General features: G+C 71.3%; 17 protein-coding genes and 1 pseudogene. 3 read left to right on the top strand and 15 right to left on the bottom strand.

Annotation, left to right across the window (positions count from 1 at the left end):
* Positions 1-10: 10 nt before the first annotated feature.
* From VF632_RS25235 to gmd, 12 genes are all read right to left on the bottom strand, one after another.
* Positions 11-901, bottom strand: a complete 891-nt coding sequence (locus tag VF632_RS25235; RefSeq protein WP_331025718.1) for an ABC transporter permease — start codon at positions 899-901, stop codon at positions 11-13.
* A gap of 4 nt (positions 902-905) precedes the next feature.
* Positions 906-2,126 carry a Wzz/FepE/Etk N-terminal domain-containing protein gene (locus VF632_RS25230; RefSeq protein ID WP_331025717.1) on the bottom strand — a complete coding sequence of 407 codons (1,221 nt, stop codon included), beginning with the start codon at positions 2,124-2,126 and terminating at the stop codon, positions 906-908.
* 32 nt (positions 2,127-2,158) lie between these two features.
* Positions 2,159-3,754 (bottom strand): SLBB domain-containing protein, encoded by a 1,596-nt coding sequence (locus VF632_RS25225; protein WP_331025716.1) that lies wholly within the window; start codon positions 3,752-3,754, stop codon positions 2,159-2,161.
* Positions 3,755-3,850: 96 nt separating this feature from the next.
* Entirely contained in the window at positions 3,851-4,840 is a 990-nt protein-coding gene (locus VF632_RS25220) for a UDP-glucuronic acid decarboxylase family protein (RefSeq protein ID WP_331025715.1), read from the bottom strand.
* A gap of 3 nt (positions 4,841-4,843) precedes the next feature.
* Positions 4,844-6,217 (bottom strand): UDP-glucose/GDP-mannose dehydrogenase family protein, encoded by a 1,374-nt coding sequence (locus VF632_RS25215; RefSeq protein ID WP_331025714.1) that lies wholly within the window; start codon positions 6,215-6,217, stop codon positions 4,844-4,846.
* A gap of 100 nt (positions 6,218-6,317) precedes the next feature.
* On the bottom strand, positions 6,318-7,712 hold the full coding sequence (locus tag VF632_RS25210; protein WP_331025713.1) for a nucleotide sugar dehydrogenase: 1,395 nt from the start codon (positions 7,710-7,712) through the stop codon (positions 6,318-6,320).
* Between the two features lie 121 nt (positions 7,713-7,833).
* Positions 7,834-9,723 (bottom strand): nucleoside-diphosphate sugar epimerase/dehydratase, encoded by a 1,890-nt coding sequence (locus tag VF632_RS25205; protein ID WP_331025712.1) that lies wholly within the window; start codon positions 9,721-9,723, stop codon positions 7,834-7,836.
* Between the two features lie 206 nt (positions 9,724-9,929).
* Entirely contained in the window at positions 9,930-10,928 is a 999-nt protein-coding gene (gene hemB, locus VF632_RS25200; protein WP_331025711.1) for a porphobilinogen synthase, read from the bottom strand.
* 11 nt (positions 10,929-10,939) lie between these two features.
* A complete protein-coding gene (locus VF632_RS25195; RefSeq protein ID WP_331025710.1) occupies positions 10,940-12,571 on the bottom strand; it encodes a capsule assembly Wzi family protein in 1,632 nt (543 codons plus the stop codon).
* A complete protein-coding gene (gene cobA, locus VF632_RS25190) occupies positions 12,568-14,085 on the bottom strand; it encodes a uroporphyrinogen-III C-methyltransferase (protein WP_331025709.1) in 1,518 nt (505 codons plus the stop codon). Before cobA ends, VF632_RS25195 begins: the two co-directional genes overlap by 4 nt.
* Positions 14,082-15,017: a GDP-mannose 4,6-dehydratase gene (locus VF632_RS25185; protein WP_331025708.1), complete on the bottom strand. Its 936-nt coding sequence runs from the start codon at positions 15,015-15,017 to the stop codon at positions 14,082-14,084. The genes cobA and VF632_RS25185 overlap by 4 nt, the downstream gene beginning before the upstream one ends.
* Positions 15,018-15,021: 4 nt before the next feature.
* Entirely contained in the window at positions 15,022-16,002 is a 981-nt protein-coding gene (gmd, locus tag VF632_RS25180; protein WP_331025707.1) for a GDP-mannose 4,6-dehydratase, read from the bottom strand.
* A gap of 194 nt (positions 16,003-16,196) precedes the next feature.
* On the opposite strand from gmd, the gene rpmB reads away from it, so the two are divergent.
* Together rpmB and VF632_RS25170 are read left to right on the top strand one after the other, a co-directional pair.
* Positions 16,197-16,388 (top strand): 50S ribosomal protein L28, encoded by a 192-nt coding sequence (rpmB, locus tag VF632_RS25175; RefSeq protein ID WP_170030881.1) that lies wholly within the window; start codon positions 16,197-16,199, stop codon positions 16,386-16,388.
* 189 nt (positions 16,389-16,577) lie between these two features.
* Positions 16,578-17,159 (top strand): hypothetical protein, encoded by a 582-nt coding sequence (locus VF632_RS25170; protein ID WP_331025706.1) that lies wholly within the window; start codon positions 16,578-16,580, stop codon positions 17,157-17,159.
* Positions 17,160-17,723: 564 nt separating this feature from the next.
* Here the strand turns inward: VF632_RS25170 and VF632_RS25165 are convergent.
* Positions 17,724-18,434 (bottom strand): peptidase E, encoded by a 711-nt coding sequence (locus VF632_RS25165; RefSeq protein ID WP_331025705.1) that lies wholly within the window; start codon positions 18,432-18,434, stop codon positions 17,724-17,726.
* Between the two features lie 221 nt (positions 18,435-18,655).
* Between VF632_RS25165 and VF632_RS25160 the strand changes: the two genes are divergently transcribed.
* Positions 18,656-19,210 carry a hypothetical protein gene (locus VF632_RS25160; protein WP_331025704.1) on the top strand — a complete coding sequence of 185 codons (555 nt, stop codon included), beginning with the start codon at positions 18,656-18,658 and terminating at the stop codon, positions 19,208-19,210.
* A 73-nt stretch (positions 19,211-19,283) separates the two neighbouring features.
* Here VF632_RS25160 and VF632_RS25155 read toward each other — a convergent pair whose 3' ends face one another.
* Positions 19,284-19,703 (bottom strand): MaoC family dehydratase, encoded by a 420-nt coding sequence (locus VF632_RS25155; protein WP_331025703.1) that lies wholly within the window; start codon positions 19,701-19,703, stop codon positions 19,284-19,286.
* A gap of 391 nt (positions 19,704-20,094) precedes the next feature.
* Positions 20,095-20,201, bottom strand: a pseudogene (locus tag VF632_RS25150) (IS5/IS1182 family transposase); the annotation flags it as partial.

Raw genomic sequence — 20,201 nt, 5'->3', positions numbered from 1 at the left:
CGTTCTCCGCTCAGGCCACGTCGGCGAAGACGCGCTCCGTCCGCCGGAAGTACAGCACTCCCGACACGAACAGCGCCACGCCGGCGAGCACCGACACGCCCACCGTTCCCCAGTCGATCGAACCCGTGCGCAGCAGCACCGCGCGGAAGCCCTCGATGATCCCCACCATGGGGTTCAGGGCGTACAGCGTGCGCCAGCGCTCGGGCACCAGCGACGCCGGGTACACGATCGGCGAGGCGTACATCCACACCTGCAGCAGAAAGGGGAGCACGTGCTTGACGTCGCGGTACTGGATGTTCAGCGCCGCCAGCCAGCACCCCGCCCCCGCCACGGTAAGCACCATGGCCAGCACCAGCAGCGGCACCACCACCAGCGCGGCCGGTGAAGGAACCACTCCGTACGCCAGCATTCCACCCAGCAGCACCACGAACGCCACTCCGAGATCCACCAGCCCCGCAAGGATAGGTGCAAAAGGAATGACCAAGCGCGGAAAGTACACCTTCGTGATCAGGTGCGAACTCGACACCAGGCTCCCGCCGGCCCCGGAGAGCGCGGTGGAGAAGTACGTCCACGGCACCAGCCCGGCCAGCGCGAACACCGGGTAGGGCACCCCGTCGGAGGGAATCCGGGCCAGACGCCCGAAGATCACCGCGAACACCAGCGTGGTGAGCACGGGCTGCAGGATGGCCCACCCGGCGCCCAGCAGCGTCTGCGCGTAGCGCACCTTTACGTCGCGCCACACCAGGAACCAGAACAGCCCCCGGTACGCCCAGAGCTCCCGCGCGTTGATCCCCGGCACCCGCGGCGCCGGCTGGATGACGAGCGTGGGCGCGTCCTCGAGGGCCGGCGACGACGCCGACGGGCCCAGGCCGCCCGGAAGGTGCTCGATGTGGGTCGACATCCGCTCAGCCCCGGGCCGACCGGGCACGGCCGCGTGTCCAGGGAAGCAGGCGGCCCGCATCCTGGCGCACCTCGGCCAGGGCGGCGAAGAAGCCGGCGTTGCGCGGATTGGCGCGCGCCCTCGCCACCCCGTCGGCCACCAGGGCCAGCGCCGCGCCCAGCAGCGCGCCAAGCACTCCCGCCAGCGCCACCGTCCGCGGCAGCGAGCCCGTGGGCCCGGGAACCTGCGCCGGGTCCAGCACGCTCAGCACGGGAAGGTTGTTGTTGGCGTCGAGCTGCGCCTCGGCGAGCGCCGCCGTCAGCGCCTCGTACACCGCCTCTTCCTGCGCGAACTCCCTCGTCAGCCGCGAGGTGGCGGCTTTCAGCTCGCCCCCTTCGCGCAACGGCACGAACATGGGCGAGCCCGTGTTTCCCGCGGTTACCCGCCGCAGCTGCGCCCGGCGGGTGCCCAGCTCGGCCTCGGCCGCCTGCAGCTCGGGGTGGCCGGGAGCCAGCGTCCGCCGCAGCTGCGCAACCGCCCGCTCCTGGTCCAGCACCTGCGCGTTGAGGTCGGCCGCGGCGTCCAGGGTGCGGCGCGCCTGCTCGTCGACGTTCGAGGTTCCGCTGCTCCGCTGGAAGGCGAGCAGCCGCTGCTCGGAGCTCAGCAGCCGTTCGCGGACCGTGCTCAGCTGGCCCTCCAGGAAGCCCTGCTTGCGCTGGGCGCCCTCGCTGCTCACCCGCGCCATCAGCTCGTTCACCAGCACGGGATAGGTGTTGGCGATGCGGGCGGCCAGCCGCGGGTCGAGCGACCTCACCTGCACCACCACCGAGCCGTCAGGGTTGCGCTGCACCCGCGTGCCGTCCTTGAGGATCTTGCGCAGCTCCGCCTCGGAGACGTAACGGGGAGCCAGCCGCCCCACCATCGAGTCGGCCAGCGTGCGGCTCTTGAGCATCACTCCCATCAGGCGCTCGCTGGAGCTTCCCGCGCCGACACCCACCAGGGTGGCCACGCCGGCCGGAAGCTGCGCCAGCCCCAGCCCCCCGCGTGCCTGCGCGCCCGTGAACGGCACCATGGTGGTGCTGGCCACGTACTTCGACGGCGTCAGCATGGAGGTCACCGCCGCGGCGAGCATGGTGAGCACCGCCACGACGAGCACCGTCTTCCACCGGCGGAGCACGGCGGCCACGAGATCCAGGACCCGCGGCCCGTCCGGCTCGCGATTGCCGGACTCTCGCACGGCTGCCACGCCCTCCGAGTCTCGTATCGTGTCGGGCGACATCAGAAGTACCGATCGAGTGCCAGGATCGTCAGGGCGAACCCCGAAACCACGCCGACCACCGCCTGCACCGACTGCAGCGTCTGCAGGGGATCGATCCGCCGGCGGATCGGGACCACGATCTGGTCGCCCGCTTCGATCCGCGCGACGTCGCGCGCGTCGGCCTCGGCACCCAGCCTGGCGCGCAGCACCGTCACGTCGCCGCGGTCGGCGCGCCGTCCGTAGCCGCCGGCCAGGCGCACGTAGTAGTCGACGCCGCGTCCCGGCGCGTACTGGATGATCCCGGGCTGCCGAACGGCGCCCAGCACCGTGACCCCGGTTCGCCGCTCCGGCACCGACAGCACGTCGTTCGGCTCCAGGGTCTGGTCCAGCGCACTCCCGCCCGAGTCCTGGAACAGCCGCTCGAAGTCGATGACCACCAGGCCCGGGTCGCCCTGTCCGCGCGCCCGCAGGATGCGGCGCTCCTCCTCGCTCAGCAGCTCGGCAGGCACGTTCTGAAGCTCCCGAAGCTGCTGTCCCTGGGTACCTCGGGCCTGCCGCCGGAGCGTGGCGTCGGTCAGCGAGGCCTGGGAGGTGAACCCCCCGGCCATGGCCACCAGCTCGCGCACGGTCGTGGTGTCGGGGCGAATGGGGTACACGCCGGGGCGCAGCACCTGGCCCACGACCAGAGCCGTGTGCTGCACACGGAAATTGGCGCGGCCCACCGTGAACACGGCGTCGGACGGCTGCAGCCGGAACGCCGCCCCCTCCGGACCGAGTGCCTGGGCCTGGGAGAACAGGTGGAACCGGCGCTCCTCGGGCCCCACGAAGCGCGATACGCGCACCGTGTCGGCCGCGTCAGCAGGAAAACCGCCTCCGGCATTCACCAGCTGCAGCAGGTCGGCCAGCGATTCACCCTGGCGAAGCTCGTAGGTACCCGGAAAGTGCACGCGGCCGTGCACCTGCACCGCGCTCGTCGGCGTGGGCACCAGCACCACGTCGCCTTCGCGCAGGTTGGGGTTGGCGTCCAGGTCCCCCATCAGCCGAAAGCGCGCCATGTCGGCCACCACGGAATCGCCGTCGGCGCGCCGGACCACCACGTTCCGCCGCACGACGCCGCTCAGCGTGTCCTGCGGTACCAGGTCGCTCACCCGTGTGGCCGGGCTCGCTACACGGGTGCCCGGCGAGGACACGCTCCCGGCCACGAAGACGCGAAAACGCCGTGCCCCCGACAGCGTCAGGTTCACCCCGACGCCCTGGTAGAAGCGCAGCACCAGGTCCCGCACCCGCGCCTGCGCCTCGTCGAGGTTCAGGTTGAGCACGCGCACCACCCCCAGCTCGGGAACCACCACCGCGCCCTCGGGGCTCACCGAGATCTGCCACACCCGGTTGACGTTGCCCGTGATGGACACGGTCACCACGTCGCCGGGCCCCAGCTGATACCGGGCACGGTTCACGGGGGCATCCAGCAGCAGCTCGTCCATCCGCGCAGCCGCCGCGGTCGCGGGGCTCTGCGGCTGCGTCGCGGAGTTCTGCTGCGTGCGGGGGTCCTGCGCGTGCGCGGGTCCCCCCAGCAGCGACACGAGGAGCGCGCCCATCGCCGCGGCAATCCGGGTCACCGGCCACTTCCCCAGATCTCGAACATTCTTCACGTCATCCACGAAGTTCTTCTCATCTCGTCGGGCACCCCGATGCAGCGGGGCGGAAATCTCGGCTCAAACAGGCGCGGCGGCATCGGCCGCCCCGGCCAGGGTGCGCGCGCCGGCGTCGTGGCCTTCCACCAGCCGCCGGAAGTGCGGGATGGTGCGCTGCAGCCCTTCTTCCAGCTCCACCCGCGGCTCCCATCCCAGGACGGCGCGGGCGATGGTGATGTCCGGCTGCCGGACCTTGGGGTCGTCCTCCGGCAGCGGAAGGCGGTCCAGCGCCGAGGAGCTTTCCGTCTGGGCCAGCACCCGCTCGGCCAGCTCGAGGACGGTGAACTCGTTGGGGTTGCCGATGTTGGTCGGCTCCACCCGGTCCGAGTGGAACAGCCGGTAGATCCCGTCCACCAGGTCGTCCACGTAGGTAAACGATCGTGTCTGCGATCCGTCACCATAGATGGAGATCGGATCGCCCCGCAGCGCCTGCACGATGAAGTTCGAGACCACCCGCCCGTCGCCGGGCCTCATCCGCGGACCGTACGTGTTGAAGATGCGCACGATGCGCGTCTGCATCCCGTGGTAGCGGTGGTACGCCATGGTCATCGCCTCGGCGAAGCGCTTGGCCTCGTCGTACACGCCCCGCGGGCCCACCGGGTTCACGTGGCCCCAGTAGCTTTCCGGCTGGGGGTGCACCTGGGGATCCCCGTACACCTCGCTCGTCGACGCAAGCAGGAAGCGGGCGCCCTTGGCCTTGGCCAGCCCCAGCGCCTTGTGGGTGCCCAGCGACCCCACCTTCAGGGTGGGGATGGGCTGCTCCAGGTAGTCCACCGGGCTGGCCGGCGAGGCAAAGTGGAGCACCCCGTCCAGCGGGCCCTCAACGTAGATGTAGTTGGTGACGTCGTGCTGGATGAACCGGAAGTCCGGCCGCCCCATCAGGTGCGCCACGTTGTCGGGATGGCCGGTGATGAAGTTGTCCATCCCGACCACCTCGTAGCCCTCGGCCAGGAACCGGTCGCACAGGTGCGAACCCAGGAACCCCGCGGCCCCGGTGATGAGAACGCGCATGCCTCAGGCTCCCGCGGCGGCCAGGGCGCGCCCCGGCTGGGCGGCGGCCACCGCGACGCGGCCCACGGACACGTACTCGAAGCCCAGGTCCCGCATGCGCTCCGGGTCCCACAGGTTGCGCCCGTCGAAGATCACCGGCTCACCCAGGAGCGCCTGCACCCGCGGGAAGTCGGGGTTGCGGTACGGGGACCACTCCGTCAGCACCAGCAGCGCGTCGGCGCCCTCCAGGCAGTCGTAGTTGTGCTCGCGCAGGACCAGCTCGCCGGTTTCCAGCAGGTCGGCGAAGTAGCGCTGGGCCTCGTGCTCCGCTTCGGGGTCGTGGGCAAGCACCCGCGCGCCGCGCTCCACCAGGCCACGAACCACCGTGAGCGAGGGTGCCTCGCGCATGTCGTCGGTCTCGGGCTTGAACGAAAGCCCCCACACCGCGAAGGTGCGCCCCGCCAGGTCGGCGCCGTACCGCTCCACCACGCGGTCCAGCAGCAGCCGCTTCTGCGCCTCGTTCACCTTCTCGACCCCGTCGAGGATCGAGCCATCGACCCCCGATTCGCGAAGGGTGTGCACCAGCGCCTTGACGTCCTTGGGAAAGCAGCTGCCGCCGTACCCGATCCCCGCGAACAGGAACCCGGGACCGATGCGCTCGTCGGTGCCGATGCCCTGCCGCACGTGCGACACGTCGGCGCCCACGGCCTCGCACAGCCCCGCGATCATGTTCATGAACGAGATGCGCGTGGCCAGCATGGCGTTGGCCGCATACTTGGTGATCTCGGCGCTGGCGATGTCCATGAACAGGATGGGATTGCCGGTGCGCACGAACGGCGAGTACAGCTCGCCCAGCTTTTCGCGGGCGTACTCAGAGTCCACCCCCACCACCACGCGGTCGGGCTTCATGAAGTCCAGGACCGCCGCGCCCTCCTTGAGGAACTCGGGGTTGGAGCAGACGTGCACGCGCCGGCCGGTGTGGCGGGCGATGGCCGCGCGCACCTTGGCGGCCGTCCCCACCGGAACGGTGCTCTTGGTGATGACGATCTTCTCGGGGCCGTCATCGGGCATGTTGCGCCCGATGGTGTCGGCCACGGCCAGCACGTGCTGCAGGTCGGCCGAGCCGTCCTCGCCCGGAGGGGTGCCGACCGCGATGAAGACGATCTCGGCACCCCCCACGGCGGATGCCACCTCGGTGGTGAACGAGATGCGCCCCTCGCGCAGGTTGCGCTCCACCATCGGCTCCAGGCCGGGCTCGTAGATGGGGATCTCGCCGGCGTTCAGGCGGCCGATCTTGCCCGCGTCCACGTCGGCACACACCACGTCGTTGCCGGTTTCGGCAAGGCACACCCCCACCACCAGCCCCACATACCCCGTTCCCACCACTGTGATACGCACGAAGAGCGTCTCCTCGGAAGGTTTTCAGATACGCCGCCCCGCTGCACGGACGCGGCCGGCCGGCGTTTTCGCCGGCCGGCCGCGTCGGCGGCGAAGCGGATCAGCCTACGACGGTCAGCCCCGCCAGGGCGTGCAGCGCCGCGGGGGGCGGAGTGGCCACGCCCGACAGCCCCACCACGCGGGCGGCGCCCGGGTGCCGCCTCATCACCCCACGGGTGTCCACCACCAGGCGCGCGTGCTCCGCCACCCGTGCGTAGTCGACGGCGGTGTGGTCCGTCACCACCACGACCACGTCGGCCGCGGCCAGCCGCTCCTCCGTGAGCTCCTGGCTCTCCAGGGGCAGCCCCTTCAGCGGGGTGTGGCCGTCGTCGTGGATGGCGTCGCAGAACGGGTCGTGGAAGCTGACCCGCGCCCCCTTGTCCTGCAGCAGCCGCATGATGTCGAGCGCCGGGCTTTCGCGCAGGTCGTCGATGTTCTTCTTGTACGCCACGCCCAGCACCAGCACGTCGCTGCCGCGCACCGCCTTGCTCTCGTCGTTCAGCGCGTCGGCCACCTTGCCCACCACGAACGCCGGCATCTCGCCGTTGATCTCGCTGGCCAGCTCGATCATCCGCGTCCGGAACTCCAGCGTCCGCATCTTCCACGACAGGTAGTGCGGGTCCAGCGGAATGCAGTGCCCGCCCAGCCCCGGGCCCGGCGTGAACTTCATGAAGCCGAACGGCTTGGTGGCCGCCGCCTCGATCACGTCCCAGACGTCCACCCGCAGCTTCTCGCACGCCTGCGCCAGCTCGTTGGCCAGCGCGATGTTGATCATGCGGAAGGTGTTCTCGTACACCTTCACCAGCTCGGCCGCCTCGGCGCTCTGCACCGGCACCAGCGTATCGAACACCCGCCCGTACAGCGCCTCGCCCGCCTGCAGGCACGCGGCCGTGACCCCGCCGATGACCTTGGGCGTGTTGCGCGTGTGCCACACCGGGTTGCCGGGATCCACCCGCTCGGGGCTGAAGCAGACGAAGAAGTCCTCGCCCGCCTTCAGGCCGCCCTCTTCCAGGATGGGCAGCACCACGTCACGGGTGGTGCCCGGAAACGTGGTGCTTTCCAGGATCACCAGCTGGCCCGGCCGCAGCGTGCGGGCGATGCCCTCCGACGCATTGACCACGAACGACAGGTCCGGGTCCTTGATCTTGTTCAGCGGCGTGGGCACGCAGATGCAGATGGCGTCGCACTCGGCGAGCCGCGAAAAGTCGGTCGTGGCCGAAAGCAGCCCCTCGCCCACGAACGCGCCCAGCACCTCGCTGGAAACGTCCTGTACGTGGCTGCGCCCGCCGGCCACGCCCCCCACCACCCGCTCGGAGATGTCGAAGCCCAGTGCGCGGAACCCGCTGCGCGCCACCTCGACGGCCAGCGGCAGCCCCACGTATCCCAACCCGATGATCCCCACGACCGCGTCGCGCGACTCGGTGCGGGAAAGAAAATCGTCCAGCCTGGCGCTCATGGTACCACCCTTCGATCAAACGCGGACCCGCCCGTCGCCGGCGCGCGGAAAACGCGCCTCCGTACGCACCGTAAACCTATAAGATAGTGCTACATGGCCGTGCGGCGCAACCGCCGGGCGGCTACCGCGCGGCCGCCGCGGCTTCCAGCCCGCGTTCGCGCAGCGGCGCCACGCACTCGGGAACCAGGGCGCAGATGCCCAGCAGGCAGTCTTCGGCGCTGCCCACCTCGACGGCGGCGCCCAGCCTGTCGAGCCCCGGCATCAGCGTGTCGGGGGCGGGCTCGTTGGACTGCACGATGCGGATCTTGGCCAGTGCCGTGGGAATGGTGGCCTCGTGCTCCGACATCAGCTCCTCGTGCAGCTTTTCGCCGGGACGAAGCCCGGTGAACACGATGGGAACGTCGCGGTACGGCTCCAGCCCCGAAAGCCGGATCAGGTTTTCGGCCAGCTCCACGATGCGCACCGGCTCGCCCATGTCGAGCATGCAGATGCGCCCCGCCGCCTCGGGGATCGCCGAGGCCTGCAGCACCAGCTGCACCGCCTCGGGGATGGTCATGAAGTACCGCGTGACGTCGGGGTGCGTCACCGTCAGGGGCTGCCCCGCGTCCATCAGGCGCCGGAACAGGGGAAGCACGCTTCCGTCGGAGCCCAGCACGTTCCCGAAGCGCACGGCGCGGAAGTCGGTGCCGGCGCGGCGCAGCGAGGGCCAGCCGAGCACCACCTGCTCGGCCACGCGCTTGGTGGCGCCCATGACGCTGGAGGGGTGCACCGCCTTGTCGGTGGAGATCAGCACGAACTTGTCGGCGCCGAAGCGGGCGGCCATCTGCGCCACGCACAGGGTGCCCAGCGTGTTGTTCCTCACCGCCTCGACGGCGTTGTCCTCCATCAGCGGCACGTGCTTGTAGGCGGCCGCGTGGAACACGCAATCCGGGCGGTGCTCGGCGAACACCGACTCCATCCGCCCCTCGTTGGTGATGTCGGCCACCACGGGAACGATGTCCAGGCGCGGGTGTGCGCGGACGAGCTCGAGCATGGCGAAGTACAGCGGCGTCTCGGCCTGGTCCAGCACCACGAGCCGGCGCGGCTCCATGGCGGCCACCTGGCGAGCCAGCTCCGAGCCGATGGAGCCCGCCCCGCCGGTCACCAGCACCACCCGCCCCTCCAGGTCCTCCCGCACGCCGTCCAGCTCCAGGGCCACGGTGTCGCGCCCCAGGAGGTCCTCGATCTGCACCGGCCGCAGCTCGCCCAGGCGCGCGCGGCCGTCCAGCAGCTCGCGCATGGACGGCACGATCTGGAAGTCCACGTCGGCGTCCATGCAGGGCTGCACGATGCGCCGCATCTCGTCGCGGGTGGCCGACGGGATGGCGATCACCACCCGTTCGATCCCGCGGTCGCGGATGAGCTGGGGAATCTCGGCCGTGGTCCCGATCACCGGCACCCCGTGCATGCGCATGCGCATCTTCCCCGGGTCGTCGTCCACCAGCCCCACCGGGTAGATCTCGTCGGACTCGTCGCGGTGAAAGTGGCGTAGCAGGCGCTCGGCCGCGTTGCCCGCCCCCACGATCAGGGTGCGCTTGCCGCGCTGGGCCCGCCAGGGGATGAAGTGGCGCTCGCGCACGGCCCTGACCAGGAAGCGGATGCCGCCGAACACCAGCAGGGCCAGCACCCAGTCCAGCACCAGCACCGAACGCGGAAAGCCCGCCAGCTGGTCGGTCAGGAACAGCAGGCCCAGCAGCAGGGCCGAGCTCGTCGTCACCGCGCGCACCAGGTCGATCAGGTCGCGCATCCCCACGTGGCGCCACCACCCCTGGAAAAGGCCGAACGCCAGGAACGAGGCCAGCCGCGCCCCCACCAGGTACGGGAGCGTCGCCCAGAAGATGGGCTCGACCGCGTCGGGAACGTGAAGGTCGAAGCGCAGTCCGAAGGCGAACCGGTACGCCAGGGGAATCAGGAGAAGGTGCAGGCCGACGATGAGCGGCCGGCGAAACCGCACGAGAACGTAGGGAAGCATAGGATCGCGAACATGAGTAGAACACGCGGGCACACGGCGACTGCCGCGGCGCGCTGGCCGGGCGTACCGTGCTCCGCGCCGTGCGTGCACGAATTACGCCCGGCCGAAGTCCGGGCCGGAACGCCGCTGGACCCCGTCACGGGCTTGACGGGCGAAGCCCCCGGACGGTCACACGCGGCCGTCCGCTCCAAGAACGTTTCAGGGCGTCAGATCCGTACACCCGGGCGCCGCCCGGCACGCGACCGGGCGAACTGGCGGGCGTAGTAGCTCACCACCCGGTCGGCGCCGGCGCGCCGGATGCACGTCAGCGCCTCCTCGTGCGCGCGGGGCCCGTCGATCCACCCGCGCTGGGCCGCGGCCTCGATCATGGCGTACTCGCCCGAGACGTGGTAGCCGAACACGGGGTAGCCGGTCTCGGCCTTCACCCGGTGGATGACGTCCAGGTACGCCAGCGCGGGCTTCACCATGAGCATGTCGGCACCCTCGGCCACGTCCAGGCGCGCTTCGCGCACCGCCTCCAGGGCGTTGCCCGGGTCCATCTGCGCCGAGCGGCGGTCGCCGCTCGAGGGCGCGCTTTCGGCCGCCTCGCGAAAGGGGCCGTAGAACGCCGACGCGTACTTGGCGGTGTACGACAGGATCGCCGTGGCGGCGAACCCGCCCGCGTCGAGCGCGCCGCGCAGCGCGGCCACGCGCCCATCCATCATGTCCGACGGGGCCACCACGTCGGCGCCCGCGGCCGCGTGGGTGAGCGCCACCCGCTGCAGGAGCGGAAGGGTGGCGTCGTTGTCGACGTCGCCGTCCCGAAGCACGCCGCAGTGGCCGTGGCTGGTGTACTCGCAAAGGCACACGTCGGTGATCACCAGCAGCTCGGGAAGCTCGCGCTTCAGCAGCCGCACGGCGCGCTGCACCACGCCGTCGTCGGCGTACCCCTCGCTTCCACCGTCGTCCTTGCGTTCGGGAATCCCGAACAGCAGCACGCCCCCCAGCCCCAGCGACAGCGCCTCTTCGGCGTCCCTGAGCAGCTCGTCGGGGGAGGTCTGCTCCACCCCCGGCATCGACGACACCGGGCGGCGCACGCCCGCGCCGTGCACGGCGAACAGGGGAAGCACCAGGTCGCCCGGCGCGACCGACGTTTCGCGGCTGGCGGCGCGAAGCGCCTCGGTGCGCCGCAGGCGGCGGGGGCGATAGGCCGGATGGCTGGGCATCGGTACTTGTTTCACTCGTGGATGAACGCGGATGCCCCCAGGTGGAACCACTGCTCGCGCCACCCGTCGCCCTCGTCGCGATACCCCCCCGCGCGCAGGTCCACGCGGCCCAGCCGCAGCGCGGTGTCCAACGCCGCCCCGGTGCTTCGGCCCGCGCGCTGGGGCGCAAACAGGTTGGCCCCGCCTCGCCGCGCCAGGTCGGCCCCCGACCGCTCGCGCCTGAATGCGCGGCCCTCCACGCGCAGCCGGGAATCGAACAGCTCGGCTTGCGCGTAGCCCAGCGCCTCCCACCCCTGCCCTCCCAGGGGGTGCCCCAGCGGGCGCGAGAGGCGGGCCCAGCCGCCCCGCTGGCTGGCGTTGAAGTACCAGGGCCCGTGGCCGCAGCAGACCTCGGCGAAGCGCGTGTACTCGGCGCCCAGCGCCAGTTGCGGAAGCGCGGGGATGGCCGGGAGGAACACCCCCGCCACGACGCCGGGCATCTCGTCGAAGGCCCCGGCGCCGTCGTCGGCGCCCACCTCGGCGTACACCGTGGCGGGAAGCACCGCGTCGGTCGGCAGGCGCCAACGCCCGTCGAAAGAGGCGATCTGGTTCTCGAAATCGCCGTGCACGATGACGCCCGCGAGCATGCGCGCCACGCGGAACGCGGTAATCGGTTCCGCGGCGGTGCCGAAGATGGACGACCGGTTGGCCGCCAGCGTCAGGCGCGGGTGCGGCTGCACGGCCATGCGCGCGCCCCACAGCCACGCCTGGTCCGGGTGACGCCCGGGATCGCGCATGGGGCCGGTGAACAGGTGCATGCTCACGGCCCCCGCGTGCCGGAGAAACCCGGGAAGCCGCACGGGCCTTGCCGTCTGCGCCTCTACCCGGAGCAGCGGGTCGCCCGGAAACAGCACGACGGCCCCGCCGACACCCGGGCCGAAGCCCACTTCGCGGCTGCCCGCGGAGAGCGAGAACGCGCCCACACCCGCCAGTGCCTCCCAGCGGGGCAGGGCCACGCCCCGCCGGTCCGCGCGGGCTTCGGCCCACAGGGCGAACGCGCCCGCCCCCATCCCCGCCTCCCCCCGAAGCCTCGGGGTATGAAGGTCGGGCACCGGGCGGGGGTCCTGGCGGTCCTGTGAATACCCGATCGTGGGCGACAGCCGCCCCTCGCGGCCCAGGTACTCGGCGTGCACGGCGGCACCCGAGCGGTATGCGCCGCCGCGCCGGGCGGCGTACTCGGGAAACTCTTCGACGAAGCGGCCGAGCCACCCCCGGGCCAGGTCGCGCGGCGCGCCGGCGGGTGCGGCGTGCGCGGCCTGCTCCAGGGCGTCGGCCACCGCATGGCGCGGCACCGCTGCCTGGGCCGGCAGGTAGTCCCGCGCCCATCCCAGCGCCTCGGCGCGGCGGGCGGCGCGCACGGCCCAGTGGTCTGCGGCCACGAGGGGAGACGGCCCCGTGTGCCGGTCCGGCCGCGACACCGCGGTCACGGTGTCCGCCGCGGAGAGCACGACCGAAGGCACCGCCGCGGCGGGACGCGCCGAGTCCGCCGCGGTTCCCTGCCCCGCGGCCGGCACGGCGAACACGGCCACTGCGAGCAGCGCGGCGCCCCGGACCTGGGCTCCGCGCCGGAAAACGCCGGATGGAACGACGATCCCTGTCTTCATGCAGTCCCGCTCTGGCTCCCCAGCCGCTCGCGAATCGCCGCGAGCAGCCCCGGGATGGTGTATTCCGCCGCCTCCACGTCCACCTGCAGCCCCAACTCGCGCGCCGCCGCCGAGGTCACCGGTCCGATTGACGCCACCAGCGCCCCCCCGGTGCCGGCACCCACCAGCTGGACGAAGTTCCTGACGGTGGAGGCGGCCGTGAACGTCACGGCGTCCACCTCGCCCCGCTCCAGCATCCGCCGGACGGTGTCCGCCCCCGCGCCGTCCTGCACCGTCCGGTACGCCTCCACCTCCACCACGTCGGCTCCCGCGGCGCGCAGCCGGTCGGGAACCGCGGCGCGGGCGAGGTCGGCGCGGGGCAGAAGGATCCGCAGGCCGCCGACGGGGCCGGCGGCCAGCAGCGCCTCGGCCGCCGCCTCGCCCACGTACTCGCCCGGGACCAGGTCCGCGCGCACGCCCCGCTCCTTCAGCGCCGCGGCCGTTGCCGGGCCGATGGCGCACACCCTGACTCCGGCCAGGCTGCGCGCGTCACCTCCACCCTCTTCCAGCGCGGCCCAGAAGTGCTGGACGCCGTTGGCGCTGGTGAAGACGATCCAGTGGAACGACCCCGCCCCGGCGGCGGCGCGGCGCAGCGGCTCCGGGTCTGCCGGCGGATCGATGCGGACGGTGGGGAACTGCACCGTCTCGGCGCCCAGCGCCTCCAGCGCGGCCGCGAACTCGCTGGCCTGCGCCCGGGCGCGGGTGACCACGATGCGCTTTCCCGACAGGGGCCGGCGGTCCCACCACGCGAGTTGATCCCGAAGGGACGCCACCTCGCCCACGACGATCAGCGACGGGGCGCCGATCCCCGCCTCCCGGGCGATGTCCGGCAGCGTCGCCAGCGTGCCCGTGACGGTGCGCTGGCGGGGGTACGTTCCCCACTCGATGGCCGCCGCCGGGGTGTCCGCGGCGCGGCCGGCCTCCACCAGGCGGCGGAAGTTCTCCGCCATCCGCCCCACGCCCATGTAGAAGACCACCGTGCCCACGCCGCGGGCCAGGTGCGCCCAGTCGACGTCGGTCTCGGCCTTGGTGGGGTCCTCATGCCCGGTGACGAACGCCACGCTGGCGGCCATCCCCCGCTGGGTGACGGGGATTCCCGCGTACGCCGGCGCGGCGATCCCCGCCGTGACGCCGGGAACCACCTCGAACGGAACGCCGGCCCGGGCCAGGATCAGCGCCTCTTCCCCGCCCCGCCCGAAGACGAACGGGTCGCCGCCCTTCAGCCGCACCACGCAGCGGTGCTCGCGGGCCAGCTCCACCAGGATGTCGTTGATCTCGTCCTGCGTGCGGCTGTGCTCGCCCCCCCGCTTGCCCACGTAGATGCGGCGGGGGGCGGTGGCGCGCTCCAGGATGGCGGGGCTGACCAGGGCGTCGTACACCAGCACGTCGGCCCGGGCGATCAGCTCGGCGGCGCGCAGCGTCAGCAGGCCGGGGTCGCCCGGCCCGGCGCCCACGAGATAGACGGTACCCGTCACGCCGCCGTCCCCGCGCGAAGCGCCTGGGCGTGCGACTCCAGCAGTTCCGCCAGCGTGTCGCGGAAGGCGATCTCCGGCGCCCACCCCAGCGCCCGCAGCCGTGCGCCGCTGCCGCACAGCAGCGGCACGTCCACGGGCCGTACGCGCTCCGGGTCTACCTCCAGCCGGGCGCCCGTGCCCGACAGGGCGATCAGCTGCTCGACGGCGTCGCTCATGGCGACCGCGTGGCCGGAGCAGACGTTGTAGGCCTGGCCGGCCTCCCCCTCGTTCATCAGCCGCACGTACGCCCGGGCCACGTCGCGCACGTCGAGCAGGTCGCGGCGCGCGGACAGGTTCCCCACGCGCAGCACGGGCTCGCCGCGCCCCTCGCGGATCTGCGCGAGCTGGCGGGCGAAGCTGGCCAGGGCGAAGCGCTCGTCCTGCCCCGGGCCCGTGTGGTTGAACGAGCGGGCGACCACCACCGGCCCCGGCGCCTGCAGCGCCGCCATCTCGGCCGCCGCCTTGCTGGCCGCGTACGGGTTGCACGGCTGTAGCGGCCGGTCCTCGCGGATGGGCTGCTCGTCCTCGGGCACCACCCCGTACACCTCGGCCGAGCTCACCACCAGCAGGCGCGCCTCGGCGGGGAGCGCCCGGGCCAGCCGCAGGGTGCCGGTGGCGTTCACGTCCCAGGTGCCCAGCGGGTCGCTGAACGAGCCGGCGACGGACGCCTGCCCCGCAAGGTGGTACACCTGCTCGGGCGCGGCGCGCGCGACGGCCGCCTCGACGCTTTCGGCGGAGGTGACGTCCAGGGGAATCCACTCCACGTCGCCACCGTCGGCGGGCGACGGGTGGCCTTCCTGCCGGGTGGCCACCACGGTGTGCCCGTCCGCCAGCAGCGCCCGCACCAGCCAGGTGCCCGCGAACCCCGCCGCGCCGGTTACCAGGACCCGCACGCGATCAGCCGGTGGACGCGGCGCCGCGATGGCGCTCCAGGTCGGCGTCCACCATCATGGTCACCAGCGCCTCGAAGCCCACCTCGGGCTCCCATCCCAGCTCGCGCTTCGCCTTGGACGGATCGCCCACCAGCAGGTCCACCTCGGCCGGGCGCATGAAGCGGGGGTCCAGCGACACGTGCTCGCGCCAGTCCAGCCCCACCGCGCCGAACGCCAGCTCCACCAGCCGCTGCACGGTGTGGGTTTCGCCCGTGGCCACCACGTAGTCGTCGGGCTGGTCCGGCTGAAGCATCAGGTGCATGGCGCGCACGTAGTCGCCGGCGAAGCCCCAGTCGCGCTGCGCGTCCAGGTTGCCCAGGCGAAGCTCGGTGGCCAGCCCCAGCTTGATGCGCGCGGCCCCGTCCGTCACCTTGCGGGTGACGAACTCCAGCCCGCGCCGGGGCGACTCGTGGTTGAACAGGATGCCGCTGACGGCGTACATCCCGTAGCTTTCACGGTAGTTCACCGTGGCCCAGTGGCCGTACACCTTGGCCACGCCGTACGGCGAGCGCGGATAAAAGTGCGTGTTCTCGTCCTGCGGCACCGCCTGCACCTTGCCGAACATCTCCGACGACGACGCCTGGTAGAAGCGGATGCGGCGCTCGCGGTCGAAGATGCGGATGGCCTCCAGCATGCGCGTGACGCCCAGCCCGGTGACGTCGCCGGTGAGCACGGGCTGCGTCCACGAGGTCTGCACGAACGACTGCGCGGCCAGGTTGTACACCTCGTCGGGGCGGCTTTCCTCCAGGGCGTAGAACAGCGAGTTCTGGTCGGTCAGGTCGCCCGACACGAGCTCCAGGCGGTCCTGGATGTGCTGGATGCGCTCGAAGGTGACGGTGGAGCTGCGGCGCACCAGCCCGTATACCTTGTATCCCTTCTCCAGCAGCAGCTCGGCCAGGTAGCTTCCGTCCTGGCCGGTGATGCCGGTGATCAGTGCTGTCTTCATGTCCCATGGGGTGGCAAATGAGTCCCGCGTGCCCGCGCGGCCAGAGTCGGTGGGCAGCCCGGAAAGCTAAACCCGCGCGTCATGTGAGTCAACGTAAGCGGACGGCGGGCACGGGTTGACCAAACACCCGGAGTGCCCTATCTTTCCCGGCTTCGCACTGTTTGGAACCAAGGTACGGCTACAGGAGACTTCCGATGGCTTTTTGCGCCGTCTGCGGAAAGGGCCCGCGCAGCGGGAACAACGTCAGCCACGCGAACAACAAGACCAAGCGTGTCTGGCGTCCCAACCTCCAGCCTGCCCGGATCGTGACCGACAACGGCACGCACAAGCGTGTCCGCGTTTGCACGAGCTGCATCTCGGCTGGCAAGATCCGCAAGGCGGGCTGAGGGCTTTCGGCAGGCCACACCGCAGGACGTACGACCAGAACGGCCGCGCATCTTTCGGATGCGCGGCCGTTCTGCTTTCTACCGGGTCAGGTTTCCCATGCGCCGCCCGCGCTTCCCCCGCAGCTTTGCGGAGCGCCGGGGCACCAGGGCCGCGGCGCACCAGCTACCCCCGGTGCGGCACACCCGACCATGAACATCTCGAAGATCCCGGCCGTGTTCGCGGCCCTGCTCGTATCTGTCGCCGCGGCCTGCGGCGAGACCCCGTCCGGCCCCGGCGAAAACCCCGCCGCGGGCGAAGTCCGCTTCACCTACACCAGCGCCAACAGCACGCTCGCGGGCACCTTCCAGGCGAAGGGCGCGCCCCTTCCCACGGGCGGCACGGACCGCCAGTGGGCGGCGGGCACCCGGAGCGACGATCCCGACCAGGTGCTGGCGTTCGGCATCGTTCCGCTTTCCGGCGAATCGTACGACCAGGTGGCCGTCCACTTCCCCGGCTCGGGCGTGGGCACGTATTCGGCGGGCGCGGCGTGCGAGGGCGACCACTGCGCGGGCGTAGCGTTCAGCCTGGGCACGTCCACGGGAGGGGTTCCCACGTGGGTGTGCGTCTCGGTGGCGGGGAACGTGGAGGTGACGTCGAGCGCGGCGGACCGGGTGCGAGGGAAGTTCTCGGGCACGCTGCACTGCTACAGCCCGGCGGCGCCCGGCCAGCAGCCCGTGCTGGAGATGACCGGCGGCACCTTCGACGTCGCGCTGGTCGAGCTGCCCGAGTAGAGGGCCCCTCACCCGGCCGCGCTGACACGCGTGCCCCCTCTCCCACAAACAGCGTGGGAGAGGGGGTACACACCAGACCTGGGTGCGCATCGAGGACATCGGCGCGCACCGCGACCTCTCATCCTGAGGCCCAGGCGCACCGAATTGGCCCACGGCACCTCCGTCGCGGGCCGAAGGATCTAGCCGCGGATGCATCTCAGCCCAGGCGCGGCAGCGGTCACACAGGCCGAGGCCTCGGCCGCGGTGTCCGCCCAGGCTTGGCAGGCGAGGTGTGGTACATTTCGGCCGGTCCGGCGCAGTCCCCGGCGGGCCCCTCCCCCGGCCCCTCCCCGCATGCTGCGCATGCGGAGAGGGGAGAATTCGATTGCGCTCCGGTAGGTGCGGGCGCACGTGCCGTTGAACCGCTCCCGCGCCTTTGGGAGGCTTCCCGCCCATGTTGCGGCGGAGCGGCAGATTCATCTGCTCCGGGTCGATACCTCGCCACGCGCGCTGAACTCTCCCGTACAGTCCGCGAAGGCGGACTTCGGGCCGTGGTTGCCGCGACTTCAGTCGCCCCAGCGCAGTCTACCCCAGGTACTCCGGCACGATCTCCCCCACCTCCACCTCCCCGCCCCGCGGCTCGAACCTCCACGCGCGCGCCGCGGGCCGCGACGAGACGATCCTCGTCAACACGCCGTCGACGTAATGCAGCCCCACACCGTCCTCCGCGGCGAGTCCCGGGTGTCCACTCTCGCGGACGAACGACCGGAACGCGTGCGGCCGGCGCGAGTCGCTGTCGAAATGAGGGCAAAAGCTGCCCGGCAGAAAGCCTAACCCGTTCGTCAGCGGGTTCAGCCCCGGGCCGTACGAGTCGGTAATCCCTCGCTCGAACCAGCACAATCCACCTGCGCTCACCCCGCACGCGATCGTCCCGTTCGCCAGCACCCGGGGCAGCACCTCCACCAATCCCTGCGCGCGCCACACCGCCAGCAGGTTCACCGTGTTTCCGCCACCGACGTACAGCACGTCCTGCTCTGAAAGGAACGCGTAGAGGTCGTCCACGCCGCGGCTGAACAAGCCGAGGTGTGTCGGCTCACAACGTCCGTCGTCGAACAAGGCATAGAACCGGTCGATCCACGCGGACGAATCGCCGCTGGCCGTGGGGATCAGGCACACGCGCGGGCGCGAGCGGCGGCAAAGCCCCAGCACGTAGTCGTCCAGCAGCGGATTGTCGGGCTCCATGGCGAACCCGCCGCCGCCGAACGCGACGATCTGACCTTGGGTGAGAAGCGGCATCGGTGGATGGAGCGAGATGGGTGCGTCGGCTCTGACCGCCGGGACAGGCGGGAACCGTGTGACGCTCTCGACAAGATACGCCTCCGCCACCCGGGCGAAAGCAGTGGCCCGCGCGGCGGCATCGCCGTTGCAATTTTCGGCACCCGACAACCCGAGCGGGCGGGGGGGCAGCCGGCCCTTTCACGCGAGTTCGGGGCCCCCTCGTGGTGGAGAAGAGGTCGATGAAACTGCTGAAGATCCCGGCGCTCGTCTGCGCCTTTGCACTCGCGGCGTGCGACCGCGGCTCAACGAACGTCGAGGACGTGAGGCCGGGTGAGTTCGAGGGCGACGTGTCGGGCGACGTGGGCGCCAGCCTGCGCGGCGATGCCTACTCGGGCAGCTCGGTCGGGGATTTCCAGGACCTGATCGTGCTGAACGACTTCGAGGAGGGCGCGGAGATCGTGTTCTACAACACCGATGACGAGTTCGCCCGCGAAGGCTCCATCTCCATCCGCAACAACGCCGACCTGGAGTACGACAACGGGGTCGTGGCGCAGATCGACGTCGAGGGGCGGTTCTACGTGGCCACCAGCGGCACCATGAACCTGAGGGACGTGACGACCGACAACGTCGACGGCACGGCGCGGTTCCGCGCGGTGGAGCTGGACTCGTTCGACAGGCCGATTGCCGGAAGCGAAGTGGTCGTCGACGTCGCGTTCCGGGCCGACTACGCCGGTGCCGTCGAGTTCAACCTCTCCCCCGCGTTCAGCGCCGCCCGCTCCAAGGCCCCCCGCTGACGCTTGCAGCGGAATCCGGAAAAAGCGCCCCCGCCGGCTAGGCGGGGGCGCTTCTCGTTTCGGGAGCGGCGGATCAGCCAGCGGCGGGGCGCGCGGGAACCATCACCAGCGCCTCGCCCTCCACCACCGCCTCACCGTTCTGGTTCAGGACGGTGGTCGTAAGCCGTGCGCGCCGCTTGGGCAGCAGCTCTGCCACCTCCACCCGCGCCGTCACCGTATCGCCGATGCGCACGGGCGCCGTAAAGCGAAGCGACTGCTCCAGGTAGATGGTGCCCGGCCCGGGAAGCCGCGTACCCAGCACGGTAGAGATGAAGCTGGCGGAGAGCATCCCATGCGCGATGCGCCCCCCGAACCGGCTCGCCGACGCCGCCACCTCGTCGATGTGCGCGGGATTCAGGTCGCCCGTGATCCCCGCGAACAGCACCACGTCCGTTTCCGTCACCGTCTTCCGGAACTCCGCCGTCTGCCCCACCACCACCTCGTCAGAATACATGCGCCGATCCCAGCGGAGAGAGAATCCCACGCGGCCCACCACCGCGCGTGATGATATCGGCCACGAGCGGCGGAAACAACGCACCAGAGCCGCGCCCCCCGACAGAGGCAACACAAAAGCAAGCCAGTCCGCGAAGGCGGACTTCGTGTCTTTGTTGCAGCGAATTCATTCGCCCGTGCGGGGATGGGGCCCGAGGCTGCCGAAGCGCGGGACGGTGCATCTCGGGCATTCGTACCGCTACCGCGCCCAGGCTGAGAAGCATCCGCGGCTAGATCCTTCGGCCCGCGAAGGATGTGCTGCGGGACGGTATGGCGCGCCTGGGCCTCAGGATGACAGGCTGTGGATGTGTCGCGGGCTGGTGCGCCTGGGCCTCAGAGGGTGTTGAGAAATGTCAACTTGGCCGAAGCCGACGGAGCATGAGACCCGACATCGCAAGATGGATCCATGCTTCGCTACTCTCCGGCAGGCCCTCGTAGTCCTTGCTCAAACGGCGGCAGC

This window comes from Longimicrobium sp., from assembly GCF_036388275.1.
In the GTDB taxonomy this organism is placed as follows: Bacteria; Gemmatimonadota; Gemmatimonadetes; order Longimicrobiales; family Longimicrobiaceae; genus Longimicrobium.
This window is presented reverse-complemented; position numbering and strand designations above follow the sequence as displayed.

Excerpts from the sequence above, each read along its gene's own strand:
- gmd (WP_331025707.1), bottom strand. The coding sequence starts at position 16,002 with ATGAAGACAGCACTGATCACCGGCATCACCGGCCAGGACGGAAGCTAC.
- VF632_RS25235 (WP_331025718.1), bottom strand. The coding sequence starts at position 901 with ATGTCGACCCACATCGAGCACCTTCCGGGCGGCCTGGGCCCGTCGGCG.
- VF632_RS25170 (WP_331025706.1), top strand. The coding sequence starts at position 16,578 with ATGAACATCTCGAAGATCCCGGCCGTGTTCGCGGCCCTGCTCGTATCT.
- VF632_RS25165 (WP_331025705.1), bottom strand. The coding sequence starts at position 18,434 with ATGCCGCTTCTCACCCAAGGTCAGATCGTCGCGTTCGGCGGCGGCGGG.
- hemB (WP_331025711.1), bottom strand. The coding sequence starts at position 10,928 with ATGCCCAGCCATCCGGCCTATCGCCCCCGCCGCCTGCGGCGCACCGAG.
- VF632_RS25195 (WP_331025710.1), bottom strand. The coding sequence starts at position 12,571 with ATGAAGACAGGGATCGTCGTTCCATCCGGCGTTTTCCGGCGCGGAGCC.
- VF632_RS25220 (WP_331025715.1), bottom strand. The coding sequence starts at position 4,840 with ATGCGCGTTCTCATCACCGGGGCCGCGGGGTTCCTGGGTTCGCACCTG.
- rpmB (WP_170030881.1), top strand. The coding sequence starts at position 16,197 with ATGGCTTTTTGCGCCGTCTGCGGAAAGGGCCCGCGCAGCGGGAACAAC.
- VF632_RS25205 (WP_331025712.1), bottom strand. The coding sequence starts at position 9,723 with ATGCTTCCCTACGTTCTCGTGCGGTTTCGCCGGCCGCTCATCGTCGGC.
- VF632_RS25155 (WP_331025703.1), bottom strand. The coding sequence starts at position 19,703 with ATGTATTCTGACGAGGTGGTGGTGGGGCAGACGGCGGAGTTCCGGAAG.
- VF632_RS25210 (WP_331025713.1), bottom strand. The coding sequence starts at position 7,712 with ATGAGCGCCAGGCTGGACGATTTTCTTTCCCGCACCGAGTCGCGCGAC.
- VF632_RS25160 (WP_331025704.1), top strand. The coding sequence starts at position 18,656 with ATGAAACTGCTGAAGATCCCGGCGCTCGTCTGCGCCTTTGCACTCGCG.